Source organism: Nocardiopsis sp. iso_40 (assembly GCF_056173285.1).
Window position 1 is genome coordinate 4,243,347 of the sequence record NZ_CM149666.1, and the last position, 22,837, is coordinate 4,266,183.

The 22,837-nt window shown below is 70.5% G+C and carries 17 protein-coding genes and 2 tRNA genes; 6 read left to right on the forward strand and 13 right to left on the reverse strand.

All coding sequences use genetic code 11. The annotated features are described in order from the left end of the window. Window positions 1-520: 520 nt before the first annotated feature. Window positions 521-1,408: an SAM-dependent methyltransferase gene (locus tag AC0VYD_RS18505; RefSeq protein ID WP_475476742.1), complete on the forward strand. Its 888-nt coding sequence runs from the start codon at window positions 521-523 to the stop codon at window positions 1,406-1,408. Window positions 1,409-1,541: 133 nt separating this feature from the next. Here the strand turns inward: AC0VYD_RS18505 and AC0VYD_RS18510 are convergent. Next, window positions 1,542-1,614: transfer RNA gene (locus AC0VYD_RS18510), tRNA-Asn, on the reverse strand. A gap of 196 nt (window positions 1,615-1,810) precedes the next feature. Then, window positions 1,811-1,883, reverse strand: a tRNA-Asn gene (locus AC0VYD_RS18515). Between the two features lie 159 nt (window positions 1,884-2,042). Here AC0VYD_RS18515 and AC0VYD_RS18520 point away from each other — a divergent pair. Together AC0VYD_RS18520 and AC0VYD_RS18525 are read left to right on the forward strand one after the other, a co-directional pair. Continuing rightward, a complete protein-coding gene (locus AC0VYD_RS18520) occupies window positions 2,043-2,375 on the forward strand; it encodes a hypothetical protein (RefSeq protein ID WP_475476743.1) in 333 nt (110 codons plus the stop codon). 2 nt (window positions 2,376-2,377) lie between these two features. Next, complete coding sequence (locus AC0VYD_RS18525; RefSeq protein ID WP_475476744.1) at window positions 2,378-2,896, forward strand: hypothetical protein; 519 nt, start codon at window positions 2,378-2,380, stop codon at window positions 2,894-2,896. Window positions 2,897-2,945: 49 nt separating this feature from the next. Here AC0VYD_RS18525 and AC0VYD_RS18530 read toward each other — a convergent pair whose 3' ends face one another. The 4 genes from AC0VYD_RS18530 to dnaG form a co-directional block, all read right to left on the reverse strand. Beyond that, window positions 2,946-5,876, reverse strand: a complete 2,931-nt coding sequence (locus tag AC0VYD_RS18530; RefSeq protein WP_475476745.1) for an FAD-binding and (Fe-S)-binding domain-containing protein — start codon at window positions 5,874-5,876, stop codon at window positions 2,946-2,948. A 95-nt stretch (window positions 5,877-5,971) separates the two neighbouring features. Beyond that, window positions 5,972-7,297: a glycoside hydrolase family 18 protein gene (locus AC0VYD_RS18535; RefSeq protein ID WP_475476746.1), complete on the reverse strand. Its 1,326-nt coding sequence runs from the start codon at window positions 7,295-7,297 to the stop codon at window positions 5,972-5,974. A 136-nt stretch (window positions 7,298-7,433) separates the two neighbouring features. Beyond that, window positions 7,434-8,516 carry an RNA polymerase sigma factor RpoD gene (rpoD, locus tag AC0VYD_RS18540; RefSeq protein ID WP_475480304.1) on the reverse strand — a complete coding sequence of 361 codons (1,083 nt, stop codon included), beginning with the start codon at window positions 8,514-8,516 and terminating at the stop codon, window positions 7,434-7,436. Window positions 8,517-8,620: 104 nt separating this feature from the next. Beyond that, window positions 8,621-10,507 carry a DNA primase gene (gene dnaG / locus AC0VYD_RS18545; RefSeq protein WP_475476747.1) on the reverse strand — a complete coding sequence of 629 codons (1,887 nt, stop codon included), beginning with the start codon at window positions 10,505-10,507 and terminating at the stop codon, window positions 8,621-8,623. A gap of 212 nt (window positions 10,508-10,719) precedes the next feature. Here dnaG and AC0VYD_RS18550 point away from each other — a divergent pair, with 212 nt between their 5' ends. After that, complete coding sequence (locus AC0VYD_RS18550; protein WP_475476748.1) at window positions 10,720-11,334, forward strand: hypothetical protein; 615 nt, start codon at window positions 10,720-10,722, stop codon at window positions 11,332-11,334. 62 nt (window positions 11,335-11,396) lie between these two features. Here the strand turns inward: AC0VYD_RS18550 and AC0VYD_RS18555 are convergent, their stop codons facing one another. The 3 genes from AC0VYD_RS18555 to ppdK form a co-directional block, all read right to left on the reverse strand. Then, complete coding sequence (locus AC0VYD_RS18555; RefSeq protein WP_475476749.1) at window positions 11,397-12,665, reverse strand: deoxyguanosinetriphosphate triphosphohydrolase; 1,269 nt, start codon at window positions 12,663-12,665, stop codon at window positions 11,397-11,399. Window positions 12,666-12,714: 49 nt separating this feature from the next. Further along, entirely contained in the window at window positions 12,715-13,815 is a 1,101-nt protein-coding gene (locus AC0VYD_RS18560; protein WP_475476750.1) for a YdcF family protein, read from the reverse strand. 347 nt (window positions 13,816-14,162) lie between these two features. Continuing rightward, window positions 14,163-16,856 carry a pyruvate, phosphate dikinase gene (ppdK, locus tag AC0VYD_RS18565; protein ID WP_475476751.1) on the reverse strand — a complete coding sequence of 898 codons (2,694 nt, stop codon included), beginning with the start codon at window positions 16,854-16,856 and terminating at the stop codon, window positions 14,163-14,165. A gap of 437 nt (window positions 16,857-17,293) precedes the next feature. Here ppdK and trhA point away from each other — a divergent pair, with 437 nt between their 5' ends. Continuing rightward, complete coding sequence (trhA, locus tag AC0VYD_RS18570) at window positions 17,294-18,091, forward strand: PAQR family membrane homeostasis protein TrhA (protein ID WP_475476752.1); 798 nt, start codon at window positions 17,294-17,296, stop codon at window positions 18,089-18,091. 93 nt (window positions 18,092-18,184) lie between these two features. On the opposite strand, the gene AC0VYD_RS18575 is transcribed toward trhA, so the two are convergent. From AC0VYD_RS18575 to AC0VYD_RS18585, 3 genes are all read right to left on the reverse strand, one after another. After that, window positions 18,185-19,567 (reverse strand): permease prefix domain 1-containing protein, encoded by a 1,383-nt coding sequence (locus tag AC0VYD_RS18575; RefSeq protein WP_475476753.1) that lies wholly within the window; start codon window positions 19,565-19,567, stop codon window positions 18,185-18,187. After that, complete coding sequence (locus AC0VYD_RS18580; RefSeq protein ID WP_475476754.1) at window positions 19,564-19,938, reverse strand: PadR family transcriptional regulator; 375 nt, start codon at window positions 19,936-19,938, stop codon at window positions 19,564-19,566. The genes AC0VYD_RS18575 and AC0VYD_RS18580 overlap by 4 nt, the downstream gene beginning before the upstream one ends. A gap of 280 nt (window positions 19,939-20,218) precedes the next feature. Then, a complete protein-coding gene (locus AC0VYD_RS18585; protein ID WP_475476755.1) occupies window positions 20,219-20,662 on the reverse strand; it encodes a nuclear transport factor 2 family protein in 444 nt (147 codons plus the stop codon). Window positions 20,663-20,711: 49 nt separating this feature from the next. Here AC0VYD_RS18585 and AC0VYD_RS18590 point away from each other — a divergent pair, with 49 nt between their 5' ends. Beyond that, window positions 20,712-21,194, forward strand: coding sequence for a MarR family winged helix-turn-helix transcriptional regulator (locus AC0VYD_RS18590; RefSeq protein ID WP_475476756.1), 483 nt, complete (start codon window positions 20,712-20,714; stop codon window positions 21,192-21,194). 90 nt (window positions 21,195-21,284) lie between these two features. Here the strand turns inward: AC0VYD_RS18590 and AC0VYD_RS18595 are convergent, their stop codons facing one another. Continuing rightward, entirely contained in the window at window positions 21,285-22,673 is a 1,389-nt protein-coding gene (locus tag AC0VYD_RS18595) for a glycine--tRNA ligase (RefSeq protein WP_475476757.1), read from the reverse strand. Between the last annotated feature and the right edge of the window lie 164 nt (window positions 22,674-22,837).

A 22,837-nucleotide genomic window follows, 5' to 3' on the forward strand; every position in this document is an offset into this window, starting at 1 on the left:
CGGGGTCATTTTACGATGCTTCCCGGTGAAGGGGGGAACAAATGTTCCAATCGCACCGTGCGGGATTTCCGCTGGCAGACGGTTCGCCAGCGAAATGGCACACCTTTTTCCCATAAGGGGTCCGGACGATTCGACGGCCGAGCGTTCGGACCGGTGCCCCGGTTCCCCCTCCGGGACCCGGAGCGTGCGGGCGTCGGCGGGGAACGGAGGGGCGCGCCGGAACCGCCTTCCTCCTGGGGATCTCCGCACCACCGGGCCGCCGAAGGCACGATGCCACCGAGCCGTTCCTCGCATAATGGACATTGGGTGTATAAGTGCTTGTCCACCCAAGGCAGGCGTAACACGCAGCGCGTACACCTTCCGGGCCGACCTCGGGCAACGATTTTTACCACCGGTGTCCCTGACGCGGTTAACAACCACGCCAAGGCGGAATACAATCCTTTGACGCGCCCCCGCGCGGGGGCCGTCCCACAATCCTGGGAGTCGACCGCACTTCCCCACCTCAGACAAGAGGACGGCGATGTCTCGTTTCACCTCCCCCGATTTCCTGAGGCAGGCGGGGGGCAAACACGTCAGGGCCAAACCCCCGCCGCCCGTCAACCTGGCCAGGGCCAGCATCACGCGACTCCACTCCTTCCACCTCAAGGGGAAGGACCACTTCGCCGTCGATCGCGAGCTGGCCACCCAGGCCGAGCGCACGGCCCCTGGTTTCGTCAACATCGTCCTGGGGGAGCGCGCCTTCCTCCAACGTGCGGTACGGCACCTCGCCGCGGACCTGGGGATCCACCAGTTCCTCCAGGTCGGTGCAGGTATGCCCGCTCCCGGTGACCCGCACGAGATCGCCCACGAGAGCAACCCCGGGGCCCGCGTCGTCTACGCCAGCGACGACCCCGTGGTGCTCACCCACCACCTCGCCCTGATCCGCGACGGCCGCACCACCACCGCGGTACCCGGCGGTCTGGACGACGCGTCCGGTCTGCTGCGCAACCCGGAGAGCCAGCGCTTCCTCGACCTGGACCAACCGGTCGGACTGCTGCTCACCGGCGTTGTCTCGCACACCACCGACGCGGCCGCGGCAGCCCGGAGCATCGCGACCCTACGCGACTCACTGGCACCCGGTAGCCACATGGTCCTCAGCCACTACTGCCGCCCCGACCCCGCGCGGTATCCCAAGGACGCGCTCCGGGCCGAACAACTCCAGCACCTGTTCACCGAGCGGCTCGGCCACGGGTACTGGCGGACCGAGAAGGAGATCTCCGCTTTCTTCGAAGGCTGGGAGTCCGTACCCCCCGGCCTGCTCCAGGCCCAGAAGTGGCGGACCCTGCCGGTTGCTCCCCCCGTCTTCGGGAGCTACCAGATGCCGCACCGCAACCGTCAGCTCATCATCGGCGGTATGGGCCGGATCTGAACACGACGCCCTCGTGCCCGCGTTGGAGCCCTCCAGGGGACTGGCAGCGGGTGAGGGTCTCCCCTGCCCGCCCACGGAACCGCCGGGAACGACGAAGGCCCGCCGGATCTCTCCGACGGGCCCCCATCCACTGCTCCCGCGACTGGACTCGAACCAGTAACCTGCCGGTTAACAGCCGGCTGCTCTGCCGATTGAGCTACGCGGGATCGCGTCACTCCGGGGCCTGCGGCCTCGGCGACATGAACAAGCCTAGCGCCTTTCCAGGGGTGCTCGCGACGTCTTTCCGTACCGCGGCACACCCTGCTGCGCACATCACGCGGCCAGCCGCCGGGAGGGCCGCCCACGGAACCGCCGGAAACGACGAAGGCCCGCCGGATCTCTCCGACGGGCCCCCATCCACTGCTCCCGCGACTGGACTCGAACCAGTAACCTGCCGGTTAACAGCCGGCTGCTCTGCCGATTGAGCTACGCGGGATCGCGCGACTCCGAAGCCCTGCGGCTCCGGCGACATGAACAGACTAGCGCGCCTGGAGAGTGCTCGTGACCGGTGTCGGCCCGTGTGGCCCGAACCACGAAGGGGTAACGTCGGGGCACGGACCACGCCGACCGCAACCAAGGCCGTAAAGAGGGAGCCATGCGCTACCGGATCACGTTCGTCGCCGGACTCGCCATCGGATACGTCCTGGGCGCCAAGGCGGGCAGGGCCCGCTACGAGCAACTGTCCCGCACCGCCCGCAGGGTGGCGGACAGCCCCCTGGTCCAGGAGGTGGCCGGGGTAGTCGGCGCCCAGACCAGCAAGGCCGGCAGGGCCGCCTACGACAGGGCCGTGGAGAAGATGCCGATCACCTCCGTGCGCGACTTCCTCGCACGCCCCAGTGATGAGGAGGCCGACCTCGTCGAGGCGGAAACCAGCCTGGCCAACGGGACCCGGCCCAGCCAGGGCTCCGACGAGGGCCGGGACGCCTGACGATGGCACTGTTCGGTCGGGACGTTCCCGAACAGGTGCGTTCCCGGCTGGAGCGGGGCGAACGCGTGCTCGCGCACGCATCCGTCGCCGCTCCCGCCGGGGACGGCGCCGTCCTCGTCGCGACCACCCGCGCCCTGTACCTGCCCGGCGGCCGGGCGGTGCCCTGGCAGGACATCGACCAGGCCCGCTGGAGCCCCGACACACTCACCTTCGTCGAAGAGGGCGTCGGCGGGCACACCGTGCGGCTGCGCACCGAACTGACCGGCGACCCGGTGGACTACCGCCGGATGGCGGAAACGGTCTCCGAACGGGTCACCTCCACCATCCTGGTGAACCGCTTCGTCCCCTTCCCCCGCACCGGCTCCACCACCGGTTTCCGGCTCGTGGCCCGGCGCACACCGCTGGGCACCGACATCGACTGGCGGGTACACCTGGGCGAGGGCCTGGACCCCCGGGACCCCCGGCTGTCCGACGCCGTCTCCCGGGCCCTGGCCCTCCTGCGCGAGCAGATGGGCGTGTGAGCGGGTGCCGTCCGGGGGGCGCCCCCCGGACGGCACCCGCGGACGGCGCTCACCCCCGGGCACGCCCGCGGTCGCGCTCGGCCAGACCCCTGGCCAGGACCTCGGCCAGGTGCAGTGCCCTGCGCCCCGTCCCCTGCTCGATCTGGGTGCGGCAGCTGTAGCCGTCGGCGAGCACCAGGGTGTCGGAGTCCGCTGCGCGCACCCGGGGAAGCAGTTCGCGCTCCCCGATCGCCTGGGACACCTCGTAGTGGCCCTCGGTGAAGCCGAAGTCCCCCGCCAACCCGCAGCAGCCCGAGTCCAGCACCTCGCCGTCGATCCCGGCACGGGAGATCAGGTCCCGGTCAGCGTCGAAGCCCGTCACCGCGTGCTGGTGGCAGTGCACCTGCGCCAGCGCCGACGCGGGCACGCGCGGCGGCTGCCAGTCCGGGGCGTACTCCTCCAGGAAACCCGCGAAGGTGTGCACCGCCGCCGCCACACGCCGGCTCTCCTCCCCCGGCAGGAGCTCCACCAGATCGTGTTTGAGCGCCGCCGTACAGCTCGGTTCCAGACCCACCACGGGCAGCCCCTGGGACACCAGGGGCGCCAGGGAGGCCACCGCACGGCGCATCACCGCACGGGCCACGTCCAACTGGCCCGTGGAGACCCACGTGAGCCCGCAGCAGACCTGCCCCTTGGGCAGCACCACGGAGAACCCGGCGTCCTCCAGCACCTGCACGGCGGAGGCGAGGACGTTCGGGTTGAGCAGGTTGCCGAACGTGTCCGGCCACAGCACCACCCCGGGGCCGCCGACGCGCCCCCCGCCGCGGGCCTGGCGGCGCTGGAAGGCCCGGGTGAACGTGGTGCGGGCGAAGGCCGGGAGCTCGCGCTGGGCGGCCACCCCGGCCATCCGCTTGGCCAGGGAGGACACGCCGGGCAGGCGGACCACCCGGTTGGCCTCCACCGGTGCCACCGCGGCCAGGCGGGCCAGGACCGGCAGCCAGCCCATCGAGTAGTGCGCGGCCGGACGCACCCGGCCCCTGTAGTGCTGGTGCAGGAACTCGGCCTTGTAGGAGGCCATGTCCACGTTGACCGGGCAGTCGCTCAGGCAGCCCTTGCAGGACAGGCACAGGTCCAGTGACTCCCGGACCTCCTCCGAACGCCACCCGTCGGTGATCACCTCCCCGTTGGCCATCTCGAACAGCAGGTGGGCGCGGCCGCGTGTGGAGTGCTTCTCCTCCTGGGTCACCTGGTAACTGGGGCACATCACTCCGGGACCGCTCTGGCGGCGGCACTTGCCCACACCGGAGCAGCGGCGCAGGGCCTTGGCGAAATCACCGTCGTCCTCGCCGTAGGCCAGGGTGGCCTCGGAGAGCAGGGGGAGTTCGGGCCGTAGGTCGGCGGCCACCCGGATGTCGGCGTCCAGCGGCAGCGGGTCGACGATGATGCCCGGGTTCATCAGGTTCTCCGGGTCCCAGACCCGCTTGAACTCACCGAAGGCACGGATGAGGCCCTCGGGGTACATGCGGCTGAGGAGTTCGGACCGGGCCTGTCCGTCACCGTGTTCACCGGAGAGCGACCCGCCGTGCCGGACCACGATCCCGGCGGCCTCCTCCATGAAGGCGCGGTACTCGCGGCGGCCGCTCCGGCGGGTGAGCTCGAAGTCGATGCGCACGTGCAGGCAGCCGTCGCCGAAGTGGCCGTAGACCGCCCCGTAGCGGCCGTGGCGGGCCATCAGGTCCTCGAAGTCGCGCAGGTAGGCGCCGAGGTTCTCCGGCGGCACCGAGGCGTCCTCCCACCCCGACCACGCCTCGGCTCCGGTCGGGGTGCGGGAGGTGAGCCCGGCGCCCTCCTCGCGGATACGCCAGAGCGCCTTCTGGTGGGCCGGGTCGGTGACCACGGCGGCGTCGCGGGGACGGCTGGTCCCGTCCAGGGAGTCGAGCATCGCCTGGGCCGCGGCTGCGGCCTGCTCGGCGTCGCCGCCCGCGATCTCCACCAACAGCCAGGCGTGGCCGAGCGGCAGGGGCACCCGGGATTTCGAACCGTTCCGGTCCAGGGCCGCGACGATGCGGTCGTTGAGCCCCTCGACCGTGAGCGGGGAGTGCCCGAGGATGCCGGGGACGGCGTCGGCTGCGGCCGGGGCGTCCTCATAGCCCAGGACAGCCAGGGCACGGGCCGGCGGCGACTCGACCAGGCGCACGGTGGCACCCAGGACCATGGCGCAGGTGCCCTCGGTCCCCACCAGGGAGGCGGCGACGTCGCGGCCCTTCTCCGGGAGCAGGCGGTCCAGGGCGTAGCCGGAGACGCGGCGCCGGAAATCGGGCATGGCGGTGCGCATCTCGGAACGGTGGGCCTCCACGAGGCGGCCCAGTGCGGCGTGGATCCGCCCTTCGCGGCCGGGGCGGGCGGCCAGTTCCGCGAACTCCTCCGCGGTGTGCCCGGACCCGACGGTGATCCGGGTCCCGTCGGAGAGCAGCAGGTCCAGTTCGACGATGTTGTCGGCGGTGGTGCCCCAGGCGACCGAGTGGGAGCCGCAGGCGTTGTTGCCGATCATGCCGCCGATGGTGCACCGGCTGTGGGTGGAGGGGTCCGGGGCGAAGGTGAGCCCGTGTTCGGCGGTGACCGCGCGCAGCTCGTCGAGGATGACTCCGGGTTGGACCCTGGCGGTACGGGCCTCGGGGTCGACGGCCTCGATGGTGCGCAGGTGGCGTGAGGTGTCGATGACCACGCCGGTACCGATGGAGTTTCCGGCGATGGAGGTACCGCCGCCACGGGGGATGATCGGCACCCCGTGCGCGGCGCAGGCGCGGACGGCGGCGACGCAGTCGTCGATGGTTTCGGGGATGACCACCGCGAGCGGGACCCGGCGGTAGTTGGAGGCGTCGGAGGTGTAGAGGGCGAGTGTGCCCGCGTCCAGGGCGACGGTCCCCTGGACGCCGTCCTCCAGGTCCCTGCGGAGCGCGGTCAGGTCCGGGCGTGCGGTGGTGCTGTGCGGGTCGGCCATGCCCACAGCGTGTCGCGGGCGGTGGCGGCGTGGCAACCACGGCACGCGGCTCGGCCCGCCGGGCTGCGGCTCCGGTGCCGGGGCGGGGCCGAAGCTCACTCCAGGGAGTCGTGCACGGCCCGGACCAGGACGCCGTCGGGGTCCATGTCGAGGCTCCAGACCATCATCCCGGCCAGGCCGTGGTCCCGGACGTACCGGCCCTTGATACCGATCACGTCGGGGTTGTCGTAGGTCCACCACTGGTCGCCGTCGTAGACCCAGTAGGCGCCCGCCTCCTCGTCCAGGTAGCGGCGCCCCTCCGTCTCCTCGAGGTCGTTGAAGGCCCGGGTGGGGCCGTCGTAGTCGTCCTCGGCGGGAGCGGCGGCCTCCTGGTGGCGGCCCGCCTCCTCGGCGGGGACGCCCCGCCAGCCGCGGCCGAAGGCCGGAACGCCCATGACGATCTGTCCGGGCTCGGCCCCCAGGTCCAGGTAGCGCCGGACCGCCTGGTCCACGCTGTTGGCGTCCTCGTCATAGGCGGGGACGCGGAGGTTGGAGTGGTGGGCGGTGCGCTCGCTCCAGGGGCCGGCGAAGTCGTACCCCTGCACGGTGGCGAAGTCGACGTGGTCGAAGACCTCCGCCTCGTAGGCCTCGCTGTGCGCGGCTCCCCCGGGCAGGGAGACGGACAGGACGTAGTCCCGTTCGGTCTCCCGGGAGAGCTCGTCGAGCTGGCGGCGGAACTCGGCGACCAGCAGGGTGAAGTTGCGGGGGTCGTCGGGGTGCTCCACGTTGTCGGAGTTGCCCTGACCGCCCGGCCACTCCCAGTCCAGGTCGATACCGTCGAAGACGCCCGCGCCCGCCCCCGCCCCGCCCTGGGGCTCCCCGTCGCGGACCGGGAGGTCGCCGCGCAGCCACAGGTCCAGGCAGGAGGCCACGAAGGCCTGACGGGACTCCTCGGTGCGGGCCGCGGTGGAGAAGTTCACCGACCAGTTCCAGCCGCCCAGGGACAGGCTGGCCCCCAGGTCCGGGTACTGCGCGCGGAGCTGGCGCAGCTGGTTGAGGCTGCCCGCCAGTTCCTGCTCGTAGTCGTCGGCCTCCCCGCTGACGCTCTCGTCGGCGTCGTAGCGGCGCTGGTACAGCTCCCAGGGCTGGTCGTGGCTGTCCTGCGGGATGTGGCACAGGCCGTCCCGGTCGATGTCGCCGAAGGCCCACATGATTCTGGTGAGGTGCTCGGGGGCACCGCTTGCGCGCAGTTCGTCCACGGTGTAGCCGCGGTTGGCCACGTTCCAGTCGGCGAAGTAGCCGATCCGTTCCGGTTCGCGTTGGTTCACGAGCACAAGGGTTCCCACGAGCAGTGTCGCTGCGGCGGCGGCCGCGCCCAGTACCAGCAGTGGACGCCGCCCGACGGCTGTTCTGGGCCTCGGCTGGGACGGGGTGGCGTTCACACCTCGACCGTAGGGGTACAGCGGGGGCCGGACGGGCCATTCGGCCCATGTCGGCCAGATGAGGCCGTTCTCGCAGGAGTGGGAACCCGGAGGCCCTCCCGGACGTTGTAGACGACCCGCCTGGCCCGCGCCCCGGTCAGCTGCTGCGCAGAAAGTCCTTCAGGGTACCCGCCCGCGAGGGATGGCGGAGCTTGGCGAGGGTCTTCGCCTCGATCTGACGGATCCGTTCCCGCGTCACACCGAACTCCCTGCCCACCTCCTCCAGGGTGCGCGGGCGGCCGTCGGCCAGACCGAACCGCAACCGGATGATGCGCTGTTCGCGTTCGGAGAGGTCGCCCAGGAGCACCCGCAGTTGTTCCTGGAGAATCGTGAAGGCGGCCGCCTCCGCCGGTGCCACCGCGTCGGAGTCCTCGATGAAGTCGCCGAAGTCCGACTCCTCCTGCCCGATGGGTGCCTGGAGGGACACGGGTTCGCGGGCGATGCGCTGGATCTCCAGGACACGCTCCCCGCCGAACCCGGCGGCCGAGGAGATCTCGGCGACACTGGGTTCCCGGCCCAACCGCTGGTGGAGTTGGTGCTGGATGCGGAGGAGCTTCTGGATGTTCTCGACCATGTGTACCGGGACGCGGATGGTGCGGGCCTGGTCGGCGATGGCCCTGGTGATCGCCTGGCGGATCCACCACGTGGCGTACGTGGAGAACTTGAAACCCCTGGCGTAGTCGAACTTCTCCACCGCGCGGATCAGACCGAGGTTGCCCTCCTGGATCAGGTCCAGGAACAGCAGTCCCCGCCCCAGGTAGCGTTTGGCGATCGACACGACCAGGCGCAGGTTGGCCTCGATGAGGCGCCGTTTGGCACGTCCGCCCTCCTCCACCAGCTCGGCGAGTTCGTCCGCGGCGCACACCCCCGGTTCGGGTTCGCGGCGCTGCGCGTACAGTCCCGCCTCGACCGCCTTGGCCAGGTCCACCTCCTCCTGCGCGCTGAGCAGGGGGACCCTGCCGATCTCGCGCAGGTACAGGCGGACCAGGTCGGAACCCGATCGGCGGCCCGGGTCCGCGGGGGCCGCCTCATCGGGGTCGGCCACGTCGACGCCGGCACGGGCGAGGCCGGTGATCATCCGGTCCAGGGAGCCGGGGGGCGCGTCCAGGCGCTCCAACGCCGACGCGACCTCCCCGCGGCTGACCGTTCCCCGACCCGCTTCAGGTAGTAGTCGGACCACCTGACGAACAGGCGGTATTTCGTTGGTCACAACAGTGGGAGCCACCACTACATTGTGCCCATAAAACTACCCGGGGAGGGAGAACTACTATTGTCACCCCGGTGCTACACGCCACCGCCCCCGGACTCCTGAAGAGCTCGTTTCTGCTGGCCAAGGCGCATGAGTTCGACGAATACCCGGTTGTACTCCTCCGGCTGGGCGGCCTGGTCGATCCGGTGGAGCTCGGATTTGAGGTTTGCCTCCCGCCGGTTGATGGAATGAGTTCTGATTGTGCTCAGCATTTGCTGGGCGAAATGCTCGTCGAGTTCTCCATAGAACTCGATCTCCTCTACACCCAGGCGCGTGACAAAATCGCGTTGTGCGTCATTCAGGGCCGCGTCACGCAGGATGAGAGCCCAGGTTTCCGGATTCTGCACCCCCGAGATCCCGCCCTGTTCCTGGATGAGCCGGAACACTGCCCGGTGCTGGGGGACGGTGAAGTCCTCCTCGCTGAGGGTGTCGAAGCCGTGGGCCAGGTTCGGGTGCTTGACCGCGACCTTGAGCGCCTGGCGCTCCCGCTGCACGGAGGGGTCCCGGAGGTCGTAGGGGGCCGACCGGGCGTCCGGGGTGGGCACCGGCGGGGCCGCGGGGGTTTTCGCGGAGCCGCCGCGCGCACGTCCGCGACCCATGTGCTGGCGGACGCGGCGCAGCACGAAGGACTCGTCCATCAGTCCCAGCCAGCGGTCCAGGTTCTTGCCGTAGGTCAGGCGCACGCCCTCGTCCCGGATGCTGGCGATCACCGGTGCCGCGGCGTCCAGGGCGGCGATGCGGCCCTCGGCGCTGGACAGGTCGTAGCCCTCGACGATGTTGCGGATCATGAACTCGTACAGCGGACTGGCGCCTTCGACCAGGTCGGCCACGGCCTGTGGCCCGTGCTGCAGCCGCAGGTCGCAGGGGTCGAGCCCGTCCGGCTGGACGGCGACGAAGGTCTCGGAGGTGAAGCCGTGCTCCTCGGCGAAGGCGCGCACGGCGGCCTTCTGTCCGGCCTTGTCGCCGTCGAAGGTGAACACGACCCTGCTGCCGTGGTTGGAGCGGCCCAGCAGCATCCGGCGCAGGATCTTCAGGTGGTCCTCGCCGAAGGAGGTGCCGCAGGTGGCGACCGCCGTGGTGACGCCCGCCTCGTGGCAGGCCATCACGTCGGTGTAGCCCTCGACGATGACCGCCTTGCCCTGCCGGGAGATCTCCCTTTTGGCCAGGTCCAGCCCGTAGAGCAGGCGTCCCTTGTGGAAGATCGGGCTCTCGGGGGAGTTGAGGTACTTGGGCCCGTCCTCGGCCGGGTCGAGCTTGCGCGCGCCGAACCCGACGACCTCCCCGGTGACCTCGCGTACCGGCCAGAGCAGCCGGTTGCGGAACCGGTCGTAGGCGCCGCGCCGCCCCTGGCTGGCCAGTCCGCCCTCGATGATCTCGGCGTCGGTGAACCCCTTGGCGCGCAGGTGGTCGGTGAGGTTCTGCCAGCCCGCGGGGGCGAAGCCCAGACCGAAGTGCTCGGCGTGGACCCGGTTGAAGCCGCGTTCGTCCAGGAACCGGCGTGCGGTGACCGCCCCGGGGGCCAGGAGCTGTTCGGAGTAGAACTCGGCGGCGGTGCGGTGGGCGTCCAGCAGCCGCTGGCGCTTGCCCTCGTCCCGCCGGGAGGTGCTGCGTCCCCCCTCCTCGTACCGGAGCACGATCCCGGTCTGCCGCGCCAGCGACTCGACCGCCTCGGCGAAGCTGAGGCTGTCGATCTGCTGCACGAAGGAGATGACGTCCCCGCCCTCTCCGCAACCAAAACAATAGTAGAGGTTTTTGGCCGGGGTGACGTTGAAGGAGGGGGACTTCTCGTCGTGGAAGGGACACAACCCCTTGAGCGATCCGCCTCCGGCGTTGCGCAACTGGAGGTACTCGCCGATCACGTCAGCGATGGGGGTGCGCTCGCGTACGAGGGCGATGTCTTCGTCTTTGATCCGGCCTGCCACGGTTTCCAGCCTAGTTCTCTTCGGGGACCCTCCGGTCACCGTCCACAGGCCGGGTTTCCCCGGTACGCCATCGGCCGGACACCCGGGCGTCGGCTGCGCGCCGGGACCGGATGCCACCGTGGAGTCCCGTTCCTTCCCCCCAGGAGGTTCATTCCGGTGCGAGAGCGCCCCCGGCCCACGACCCCGCCCGAAGACGGGTCCTGCTGATCGGCGTGCCGGTGATCATCGCCCTGGTCGCGGTGCTCGGCGTGGTCGTGGCGGAACGGTTCGGCGGGGCCGGGGAGCCGGTGCCGGTCGCGGGGGTCGTGGGGTCGGAGAAGGTCGCCCTCTTCGAGGACGGGCGGGTGCGTGAGCGGTTCGCCGAGCTGGGGTACGACGTGCGGGTGCGGCCGCGCGGCTCACGGTTGCTGGCCGAGGACGCCGACGGATCGGACTTCGTCCCCCCCGGTTCGGCGCCCGCCTCCGAACACGTGCGCGAGCTCCACGGGGTCGCCACCGAGTACCGGCCCTTCAGCACACCGATGGTGCTGCCCAGCCACGAACCCGTGGCGGCCGCGTTGGCGGAGGCCGGGGACGGGGAGTACCTGATGTCGGTGGTACTGATGACCGACGGCGGGGTGAACCGGGGCTCCAGACCGGAGGAGCTGGTGGGCGAACTCGCCGACCTGCCTCCGGAGGTGGCGGCGGTGCCGGTGTTCCCGGTGCTGTTCGGGGAGGGCGACACCGCGGAGATGGAGACCCTGGCCCTGGTGACGAGCGTTCGGGTCTTCGATGCGCGGCAGATGGACCCGGAGCGGGCTTTCCGGGAGATCCGCGGATACCAGTGATCTCCCGCACCGGTGCCCGGCCGCGCTGCCGGGCAGCGCGGCGTACCGGTAGGGACCGCTGGTCAGCGGACGAGCTGGGCGTGCAGCGCGGTGGCCGAGGTGTCGGTGAGGGAGGCGACCTGGTCGACGACCGCGCGCAGGGCCGCGGCGTCGTCCGGAGCGGTGTCGAAGGCGGAGCGGAACTGGGGGTCGAGGGCGCCGGGGGCGCCACGCCACAGGGCGTCGACCAGTTCGCTGACGGTGCGGCGCTCCTCGGCCTGGTAGACCTGGGCCTCCTCGCGGGACATGACGAAGTGCGCGGCCACCGCCTTGAGCAGGGCGCACTCCAGCAGGGCACGGCGCGGCAGGACCAGGTCGGCCCCGTAACGGGTCAGGCGGCCGGGCCCGTGGGCGCGGCGGGTGGCGCGTTCGGCGGCCCGGCAGAAGCGACCGATGAGTTCGCTGGTGAGGTTCTTGAGTGCGGCGAGGGAGGCGAGGTCACCGGTGAACTCGCTGGGCCAGACGGGTTCGGCGAGCAGGTCGGTGAACACCTCGTCGAGCTCGGCCTGCTCTGCCTCGCAGTAGTGCTCGGCGGCGGTGCGGCAGACCTCGGCGCGCTGGCCGGGGTCGCGCAGGGCCGCCATGCTGACCAGCCCGGCGTGCAGGGCGTCCTCGACGTCGTGCACGGAGTAGGCGACGTCGTCGGCCCAGTCCATGACCTGGGCCTCGAAGCAGGTGCGGCCCGCGGGTGCGCCCTCGCGCAGCCAGGTGAAGGCCTCGGTGTCGTCCGGGTAGCAGTTGAACTTGTGGGTGTCGCCGCCCTCTCCCCGGCGCCAGGGGTACTTGACGGTGGCGTCCAGGGTCGCGCGGGTGAGGTTGAGGCCCGCGCTGCGGCCGTCGGGGTCGATGACCTTGCCCTCCAGCCGGATGAGGAGGCGCAGGCTCTGGGCGTTGCCCTCGAACCCGCCGCAGGCCGCGGCGGCCTCGTCCAGGGCGCGTTCGCCGTTGTGCCCGAAGGGCGGGTGGCCGAGGTCGTGGGAGAGGCAGGCGGCCTCGACCAGGTCGGGGTCGCAGCCCAGGGCCTGGCCGAGCTCGCGGCCGATCTGGGCGCACTCCAGGGAGTGGGTCAGCCGGGTGCGCGGGAAGTCGCTCACCCCGGGCTGAACGACCTGGGTCTTGGCGGCGAGCCTGCGCAGTGCGGAACTGTGCAGTACACGTGCGCGGTCCCGCTCGAAGGGGCCGCGCCGCCTGTTCTTGCGCGGCTCCCGGAAGAGGCGTTCGGTGTCGCCCGCGGTGTACCCGTGCGTGGTGTTCTCAAGGTGCACAGTGTTCTCACCAGGGGTGGTCGTCATGGGCCCGAGCCTACTTTCCGACAGTGACAGAACGCCCCGTTGGGCCTGGTCAGGCCGCGTTGACGCGGATGTCGCTGCTGTCGTTGAAGATCCAGTAGTACCAGAGCGAGGCGGTTTCCCTGGTGATGTACCACAGTTGGGTGCGGCGCTCGATGACGGCGGGCCCGGAGCGCGCGGGCGAGGTTCCCGCCTCGATCCCGTGGTCGGCCGCCATGATCTTGGAGCGCAGGCTGTGCCAGGGGTCGGAGACCAGGGTCGCGGTCTCCCAGCCGTTGGCGTCGAAGACCTCCGAGACGGCCTGGAAGCTCTGGAGGGTGTCGCTGCCCTCCTCGACCGCGATGACCTGTTCGGCGGGGACGCCCACCTCGACGAGCCAGTTCCGGCCCGATGCGGCCTCGGTGTAGGCGTCGTCGGGCAGCTTGCCGCCGACGGTGACGATGAACGGGGCGACGCCGTCCAGGTAGAGCACCTGTGCCTGGCGCAGCCGGGCCTCGAAGACCGGTGAGGGCACGCCGTTGTACTGGCTGGCGCCGAGCACCACGATGGCGTCGGTGGCGCCGCGCTCGTCCTGGCGGGCGGTGTACCAGACCCAGCCCCAGGTGGCGGGCGGGACGGCCAGGGCCGCCATCAGTGCCAGGGCGAGGATCCAGCGCAGCCGGAACCGGCGGCGCCTGCGGCGCTTGGGTCTGTGGGGGCGGGCCTGGGAGCGGCGTCCGCTCCGTCGCGGTTCCCTGGGCGGCCGGCCCCCGGTGTCCGGTTCCGACAGACGCGGGTCCTCGGTACCCGGCTCCGGTGGACGCGGCTCCTCGGTGGCCGGTCCGTCCGCCCCGTCCCGGCGCAGGGGCCGCTCCCCGCGTGCGCGCGGCAGCGGTCGGTCCCGGACGAACCTGCGGGTGAAGGCGGCCGGATCGGGTTCCTGGCCGGAGCGGGTGAACTCGCGGGTGGTGTCGGCGGCGCCGTCGGCGCCGGAGGGGGCCTGATCAGCGCCGTCCGCGGCACCCCTGGTGAACTCCCGGGTGGTGTCGGTGGCCGGGGCGGCACCGGTGAAACCGTCTCGGGAGAAGACCCGGGTGGCTTCGTCGTCAGCCGAGGGGGTTGTGATGGGGTCCTCCTGCGGCTCGTCGCCGCGACCGTCGCTCGCCGTTCGCACCGGCTCACCTCCGCATTGTTGGCCCTGGACGCGGTACCCCCACTGGGACGCCTCGTGTCCGCCGCTGGTTCGCGGTTCCCCGGTCGGGGAGGGTCGTGGACGTGGGATCGGTGGCTGGTCGTGCCCGACGCCCCGCCTGTGGGGTGACGGATCGGGACATCGTGTGGTGGCTCGTACCGGCAGGCAAGAATATATCACGAAAAGGTCACGGGTGACTTTCCGGCCGACCTCCGTCGTGGTGCCCGATTCTAGTGGCCCAGAATCCCTGGAACTCCAGTGGCGGCGCCCCTGGGGACGCCGCCGCACCGGCCGGGGCCGGGCACCTCCCGGCCCCGGCCCGCGTCAGATCAGGCGGAGCGGCCGGCGGCGCGGCCGGCCTCCAGGCGGGCCACCGGGACCCGGAAGGGCGAGCAGGACACGTAGTCCAGCCCCGCCTGGTGGAAGAAGTGCACCGAGGCGGGGTCGCCGCCGTGCTCGCCGCACACGCCGAGCTTGATGTCGGGGCGGGCGGCGCGGCCCTCCTCCACGGCGATGCGGATGAGGCGGCCGACCCCGTCCACGTCCAGGGACTCGAACGGCGAGACCCCGAACACGCCCTTCTCCAGGTAGGCGGAGAAGAAGGAGGCCTCGACGTCGTCGCGGGAGAAGCCCCACACGGTCTGGGTGAGGTCGTTGGTACCGAAGGAGAAGAAGGCGGCGTTCTCCGCGATCTGCCCGGCGGTGAGCGCGGCGCGGGGGAGCTCGATCATGGTGCCGACCGGGAAGTCCAGCTCCAGCCCGTTCTCCTCGCCCACCTCGCGCAGCACGCGCAGTGCGTCGTCACGGATGATCTCCAACTCCTGGACGGTGCCGACCAGCGGGATCATGATCTCCGGGCGGGGACGGCCGCCCGCACGGATGCGGTCGACGGCGGCCTGGGCGATGGCGCGCACCTGCATGGTGAACAGGCCTGGGACGACCAGGCCCAGGCGCACGCCCCGCAGGCCCAGCATCGGGTTCTGCTCGTGCAGCTTGTGCACGGCCTGGAGGACCCGGAGGTCGTTCTCGTGGCTCTCCCCTCGGGCCTCGGCCACCGCCACACGCACCGACAGCTCGGTGATGTCGGGCAGGAACTCGTGCAGCGGGGGGTCGAGCAGGCGGACCGTGACGGGCAGGCCGTCCATGGCTCCGAGGATGCCGTTGAAGTCCTCCCGCTGCAGGGGCAGCAACGCGTCCAGGGACTCCTGCTGCTCAGCGGGGGTGTCGGCCAGGATGAGGCGCTCGACGAGCTGGCGGCGGTCGCCGAGGAACATGTGCTCGGTCCGGCACAGGCCGATGCCCTGGGCGCCCATGCGGCGGGCGCGGGCGGCGTCCTCGGGGGTGTCGGCGTTGGCCCGCACGTACATGCGGCGGGCGGCGTCGACGTAGTGCATCATCCGGTCCACGGCGCGCACGAGGTCGTCGGCCTGGTCGGAGGCGGGGTCGATCTCGCCCTCGAAGTAGCGGACCACCGGGGAGTCCACGACCGGCACCTCGCCGAGGTAGACCTGACCGCTGGTGCCGTCGATGGAGATGACGTCGCCCTCCTCGACCACCTCGCCGCCGGGCGCCGTCATGCGCCGGTTCTTGGTGTCGATGTCGAGCTCCTCGGCACCGCAGACACAGGTCTTGCCCATACCGCGGGCCACGACGGCGGCGTGTGAGGTCTTTCCGCCCCGGCTGGTGAGGATGCCCCCGGCGGCGATCATGCCCTCCAGGTCGTCGGGGTTGGTCTCACGGCGGCAGAGGATGACCCTCTCCCCGCTGCGCGACCACTTGACGGCGGTGTAGGAGTCGAAGACGGCCTTGCCGACGGCGGCTCCGGGCGAGGCGTTCATGCCCCGGCCCAGGCGGTGGACCCCGTCGCCCGCCGCCGCGACGTCGTCGAAGCGCGGGAACATCAGCTGGGCGAGCTGGTCGCCGGTGACGCGCTGGACCGCCTCGTCGAGGGTGATCATGCCCTGGTCGACGAGCTGGTCGGCGATGCGGAAGGCGGCCGCGGCGGTGCGCTTGCCCACCCGGGTCTGGAGCATCCACAGCTTGCCGCGCTCGACGGTGAACTCGATGTCGCACAGGTCCCGGTAGTGGTTCTCCAGGGTGTCCATGATGCCCATGAGCTCTTCGTAGCTGCGGGCGTCGATCTTCTCCATGTCGGCGAGGGGGACGGTGTTGCGGATGCCCGCGACCACGTCCTCGCCCTGGGCGTTCTGGAGGTAGTCGCCGTAGACGCCGGGCTGGCCGGAGGCGGGGTCGCGGGTGAAGGCGACACCGGTGCCGGAGTCCATGCCCAGGTTTCCGAAGACCATGGAGCAGATGTTGACGGCGGTGCCGAGGTCGGCGGGGATGCGCTCCTGGCGCCGGTAGAGGACGGCGCGGGGCGCGTTCCAGGAGTCGAAGACCGCCTTGACGGCGAGGACCATCTGCTCGCGCGGGTCGGTCGGGAAGGGGCTGCCGGTCTGTTCGGCGACGATCTCCTTGAAGCGGTCCACGAGCTGGCGGAAGTCGGCGGCGTCCAGGTCGAGGTCGTTGGTGATGCCCTTGGCGGACTTGAGCTCGTCGATGGCGTCCTCGAAGAGTTCACCGTCGATGCCCTGGACGGTCTTGCCGAACATCTGGATGAGGCGGCGGTAGGAGTCCCAGGCGAAGCGCTCGTCCCCGCCCTGGTTGGCCAGGCCGACGACGGACTCGTCGTTGAGGCCGATGTTGAGGACGGTCTCCATCATGCCGGGCATGGAGAACCTGGCGCCCGACCGTACGCTCACCAGGAGCGGATCATCGGGTTGGCCGAGCCCGCGCCCCATGGACTTCTCCAGTTCCCTGAGGTTGGACTCGATCTCGGCGTCCAGGCCCGCGGGCACGGTACCGCTCTCCAGGTAGCGGCGGCACGCCTCGGTGGTGATGGTGAAGCCGGGGGGAACCGGGAGACCGATGTTGGTCATCTCGGCGAGGTTGGCCCCCTTGCCACCGAGCAGATCCTTCAGGTCCTTGTTGCCCTCGGTGAACTTGTAGACGTACTTGGTCACGGGGGTACTCCCTCGTTCTCTCTCGGCGACTCGGTGTCGGGTCGGCCCCTTGTCTGGCGCGACTCTATCCACACTCCGCAAAAGCGACCTTCCATGAACCACCGTTTTATTGCATAGTCCCTGTTCAAAGGCATTAAAAAGGTCTATACCAATGGTTCAGCACAAGCACACCCGTCCCATCACACGAAACAACACCCAGGCACACCTGTGGCCCAGGACACCGCTGGTCAGGAGAGTGGAACCATCACCGGCCGACCCCCAGACGGGAAAGGGGCCCCGGGAACCGGCAACACGACCAATCCCCGCATCACACGGGGCCGCGGGGCGACTGTGCGGCGTGACACAGCATTACTTGCAAGTAACCTACGCAGCCGTAAGTTAGGCTTCGGGGTGTGTCCCGCGCCGAGCGGGACCACAGGACGTGAGGGGTGCGAACGGTGTCCAAGGAGCCGGAGTCGAGGGAGCCGGAGACGGAGAACGCGGAGGCCGGGAACGCCGAAGCGGCGACCGGTGCCGACGGGCGGGCCCCCGCCGCCGGGGAGGGCCCGGCCGCCTCCGTACCCGAGCGGGCCGCCACGGCCGCCGGGGACCTGCTGGAGGCCGTGAAGCCGAGGCTTCGCGGTTGGCTCCACCTCGGAACCGCACCGCTCGCCCTGGCCGCGGGCATCGTCCTGGTCGTGCTCTCCCCCACCCTGCCCGCGCTGGCCGCCAGCGCGGTCTACGCGCTCAGCTCGGTGCTGCTGTTCAGCACCTCCGCCGTCTACCACGTGGGCCGCTGGTCACCGCGGGCGCAGAGGGTGCTGCGCCGCATGGACCACTCGAACATCTACCTGATCATCGCGGGCACCTACACACCGTTCATCGTGCTGGTCCTGGACGGCCCCCTGCGCACGGCCATGCTGGCCCTGGTCTGGGGCGGGGCGATCGCCGGGGTGGCGTTCAAGCTCCTGTGGCTGAACGCTCCGCGCTGGCTGTCCACCGCCCTGTACCTGGCCATCGGCTGGGTGGCGGTCCTGTTCATCCCCGACCTGGTCAACGGCACCAATCCGGCCACGTGGATCCTGATCCTGGCGGGCGGGGTGCTCTACAGCGTCGGCGCGGTGGTCTACGGGCTCAAGCGGCCCGACCCGGCTCCGCGCTGGTTCGGGTTCCACGAGATCTTCCACTCACTGACCATCGCCGCGTTCGTCTGCCACTACGTCGCGGTGTCGTTCGTGGTCTACGCGGCGGCCTGAAGCCGGGGTCCCGCCCCCACACCGACACACGGCCTGCCCCGGTGGCCGGTCCCGCAGCGGGACCGGCCACCGCGCGTGTCAGGCACCTGCCGGTTAGGAGAAGGCGAACAGCGGCGGGAAGACCAGCACGACCACCGCGGCCCACACCGCGTACACCGGCAGGTAGGCGGTCTGCCACCGCTCGACCGCCGTGAACGGGCGTCTGCCCCGCACGAAGCCCAGGAGCAGCCACGCGGACCAGGCCAGGTGCACCAGCAGTACGAGGTTCAGGCCGAGCGCCGCCGTCTTGTTGGCGGTGAAACCGAACTCGGCGATCCGGGTCAGCATCGCCGTCAGTGCGACGGCGTTCACCGCGAGCGCGGCGCCCACCAGTGCGAGCTGGAGCCAGTCGAAGATCCCGGTCGGGGCCAGCGGGTCGCGGGCGGAGATCGAGTACAGCAGCAGGAACAGCACCAGCACCAGGACCGCGTCCATGATGATGAGCAGCTCGCGGTCGACCGTGGTCAGCGGACCGTTCACCAGCAGCACCACGAGGTCGGCGACCAGCATCAGCAGTGCCAGCGGGGTGAAGACCCTGGTCAGCACGGGAGCGATGTTCTCCACCACGCTCTTCTTGGCCTCCACCAACCACGCGGCGACCAGCAGCGCGCCTGGCACGCCGAACGGCAGGAGCCAGTCCTCCATGAAAGGCTCCAGGTCGACGCCGGCCAGGGAGAGCACTGCGGCGGTGAGGCCGAGCAGGACCATCGAACCCAGTGCGAGCAGCGCGAGGTACATCGCCAGCTCGCCCGCGAACCGCACGTAGTCCATCCGCTGCTCGTGCGAGCGCCACCGACCACCCGTGTGCAGTGCACCGGCGAGCAGCCACAGCAGGACCGGGGCGTGCGTGAACGCGAGCACCTCGGTCATCCCGGGCGCCGGGTAGGGGCCGGGGGTCTGCGTGAAGGGGTAGAGGTTCACCGCCAGGGCCGGGACCGCCGCGAGTGCGGCCGTCACCGCGCACACCCGCCACGGGGCGCGGCTCTTCCAGGCGAACCACCCCGCCAGGAACGGGAGGACCACGAAGGGGAGGTTGCGGAACAGCGCCATCTCGTCGTCGACGGCACTGACGAGGATCTTGACCGCCACGCCCGCGCCGATCGCGAACGCCAGCATCACCCCGAGCTCGCGCCAGCGCCACGCGCCGGGTTCGCCGTCGGCCTCGGGGACCAGGACCAACTGCTTCCACAGCCGGTGGGAGTGCTCGCGCGCGAACTCACGCGAGACCGCGTCCAGGTTGCCCATGCGTTTGACCGCGACGAGGAAGGCCTCCTCACTGTCAAGACCGCTCGACTCCAGGTCGGCGATCTGTTCGCGCAGGTGGTCCTCCATCTCCTCGGTGTCCGGCGCGGAGATGGCCTGACGGCGGCGCACGAAACCGCGCCACTGGTCGATCTGCTCCTCCAGGACGTTCCCGCGGGCGGGCTCGGTCGTCATGCGAAACCCCCTGCCGGAGCGGCGCCCGGGTGCGGGGGGTGCGCGGCCGCCTCCCACACCTGCCTGAGCGCCTCGGCGACGACCTTCCACTGCTCGTGCCGCTCGGCCAGCGTCTCGAGTCCCGCCTCCGTGATGGCGTAGTGCTTGCGGCGGCGGCCCGCGTCCGACCTGCCCCAGGAGGCCCGGACGAGTCCGTTGCGCTCCAACCGGTGCAACAGGGGGTAGAGCATCCCGTCCGTCCACTGCATCCTGCCCTCGGAGAGCTCGTTGACACGCCTGACGATGGCGTAGCCGTAGGACTCACCCTCGGCCAGGATGCCCAGGACGAGCGGTGTGGCCGACGCGGCGACCAGGTCCTTGTCTATGTGCATGCGCTTCCTCATACCTAGAGCTGCTATGGGTCATAACCCTAGCAGTTCTAGGCATAGAAGAGCTATGTATGATTGCCGACCGGCAGCCAGGAGTCACGATTGGCTCACGCGGCGAGACAATCGGCACCAAACCCCCCTTTATCCCTCACCCCCTACCGCTAGGTTGGGAAGCGGTTCCTACGGTCGTGTGCGGCCGTCGGCGCCAGGAGGCGACCGGAAACCACATCCCCCCGGGTCCGGTCGCCTCCCCCCTTCCGCCCCGCCGAGGACACCCTTCGACTCAGGTATCGCCACCCGCCTCCGACGGCGCGGAGCCCGGGCGCTCGTAGCAGTCGTAGTTGCGCTGAGCGATGATCCTGCCGTCGCGGAACTCCATGAACGCCGCCACATGGGCGCGTAGCACCTGCCCCGCGGCCAGCTCGCCGAGCGGCACGGCCAGCACCCCGGACCACACGACCTCCACGGCGACCTGGTCTCCCGCGGCGACGGCGTTGACCACCTCGAAATCCTGCTCGGCGAGCAGAGCGGCCCCCTCCCGGGAGGCGGAGGCCAACTCGGCGACCCCACGAACGGTCCCGTCGGGGAACAGGGCGTTGGGCAACTGGACGTGTACGGCCTCCGGATGGAAGAAGGAGGCGACCTCCTCGGGCGCCGCGAAGCGGGACACCGCCCGGTGGTAGTTGACAGCGGTACGGACGTGGGGGTGGTCAGCAAGCTTCGACATATCCACAACCTTATTTGCACAACCATGGTTGTCAATAGAGGATGGTCCCATGCACCACTCACCCGAACCGCACGACCTCGACACGGGCACCCTGGCCCACTTCGTCGGCGCAGCAGCCGTTTCCGCCGTCCAGGACGGGCTCGCCGCCCAGGGTTTCGCCGATCTGCGCGTTTCCCACGGCTACGTCTTCCAGCGCCTCCTGGACGCACCGCCCACCATCGGGGAACTCGCCGAGAAGCTCGGTATGACCCAGCAGGGAGCCTCGAAGGCCGTCGACGAACTGGAGCGGCTCGGTTACACCGAACGCCTTCCCGATCCCCGGGACGCCCGTGTGCGCCGCGTCTGGCTGACTCCTCGGGGGCACGGGGCCGTCGCCTCCGCCCGTCGCGTCCGGGGGACCCTGGAGGAGCGGCTCCGGCGGCGTCTGGGCGAGGAGTCCCTCGCCACCGTGCGCTCCCTGCTCACCGACCTCCTCGACGAGCTCGGCGGCACCGAGGCCGTGCGGCGGCGCGAGGTCAGGCCGCCGCGCTGACAGCACGCCTGACACACGAACGGCCGCCCTCCTCCACGGTGGAGGCGGGCGGCCGTCAGCGTCGGTTCCCCCGAAGGGGCGGTGGCCCCTCTAGCAGCCGGGGAGGCGCTCCAGCAGGTACATCTCGACGCGGTCCAGCGACACGCGCTCCTGGGACATGGTGTCGCGCTCGCGCACGGTCACCGCGTTGTCCTCCAGGGTGTCGAAGTCCACCGTCACGCAGAACGGGGTTCCGATCTCGTCCTGGCGGCGGTAGCGGCGGCCGATCGCGCCGGCGTCGTCGAACTCCACGTTCCAGCGCTTGCGCAGCAGGGCGGCGAGGTCGCGGGCCTTGGGCGAGAGGTCGGCGTTGCGCGACAGCGGCAGGACGGCGGCCTTGACCGGGGACAGGCGCGGGTCCAGGCGCATCACGGCGCGCTTCTCCAGCTTCCCCTTGGCGTTGGGGGCCTCGTCGACGTTGTACGCGTCGAGCATGAACGTGAGCACCGCCCGGTCGACACCGGCCGCGGGCTCGATGACGTAGGGGATGTAGCGCTCGTTGCTCTCCTGGTCGAAGTAGGACAGGTCGACACCGGAGGCTTCGGCGTGCGTCTTGAGGTCGAAGTCGGTGCGGTTGGCCACGCCCTCCAGCTCGCCCCACTCGCTGCCCTGGAAGTTGAACCGGTACTCCAGGTCCACGGTCCGCTTGGAGTAGTGGGAGAGCTTGTCCTGCGGGTGCTCGTACAGGCGCAGGTTGTCCTTGGCGATACCCAGGTCCAGGTACCACTGGTGGCGCTGGTCGATCCAGTACTGGTGCCACTCCTCGTCACTGCCCGGCTTGACGAAGAACTCCATCTCCATCTGCTCGAACTCACGGGTCCGGAAGATGAAGTTGCCCGGGGTGATCTCGTTGCGGAACGACTTGCCGATCTGGCCGATACCGAAGGGAACCTTGCGGCGGGCGCTCTGCTCGACGTTCTTGTAGTTGACGAAGATGCCCTGCGCGGTCTCCGGGCGCAGGTAGGCGAGGCCCTTCTCGTCCTGGATCGGGCCCAGGTAGGTGCGCAGCAGGCCGTTGAACATGCGCGGCTCGGTGAAGGAGGCCTTGGCACCGCAGTTGGGGCAGGCGATCGCGGCCAGGCCCTCCTCGGGCTCCCGGCCGTGCTTCTCCTCGTAGGCCTCGATGAGGTGGTCCGCGCGGAAACGCTTGTGGCAGGACTGGCACTCCGTGAGGGGGTCGACGAACTCCTTCACGTGGCCGGACGCCTCCCAGACCTCACGGGCCAGGATCACGCTGGAGTCCAGGCCGACGACGTCGTCGCGCTCCTGCACCATCGAGCGCCACCACTGGCGCTTGACGTTGTTCTTCAGCTCCACGCCAAGGGGGCCGTAGTCCCAGGCGGCGCGCAGACCTCCGTAGATCTCACTGGAGGGGTAGACCAGACCTCGGCGTTTGGCGAGGTTGACCAGTGCGTCCATTGCCTCTGACTTGGCGGCCATGGGTGACTCTCCATCCGGCTGGCGGTCGGTGGATCGCGGTTCGCGATACATCGTCGGGTGTGTGGGAGGGCGGTTCGCGCGCGGAGCCACGGATGTGGCGCGCCGGGCGACCGCTTCCCCCCAGGCTAGAGCAATCCGCAGACGGCCGCGCACCCTTCGCCAGG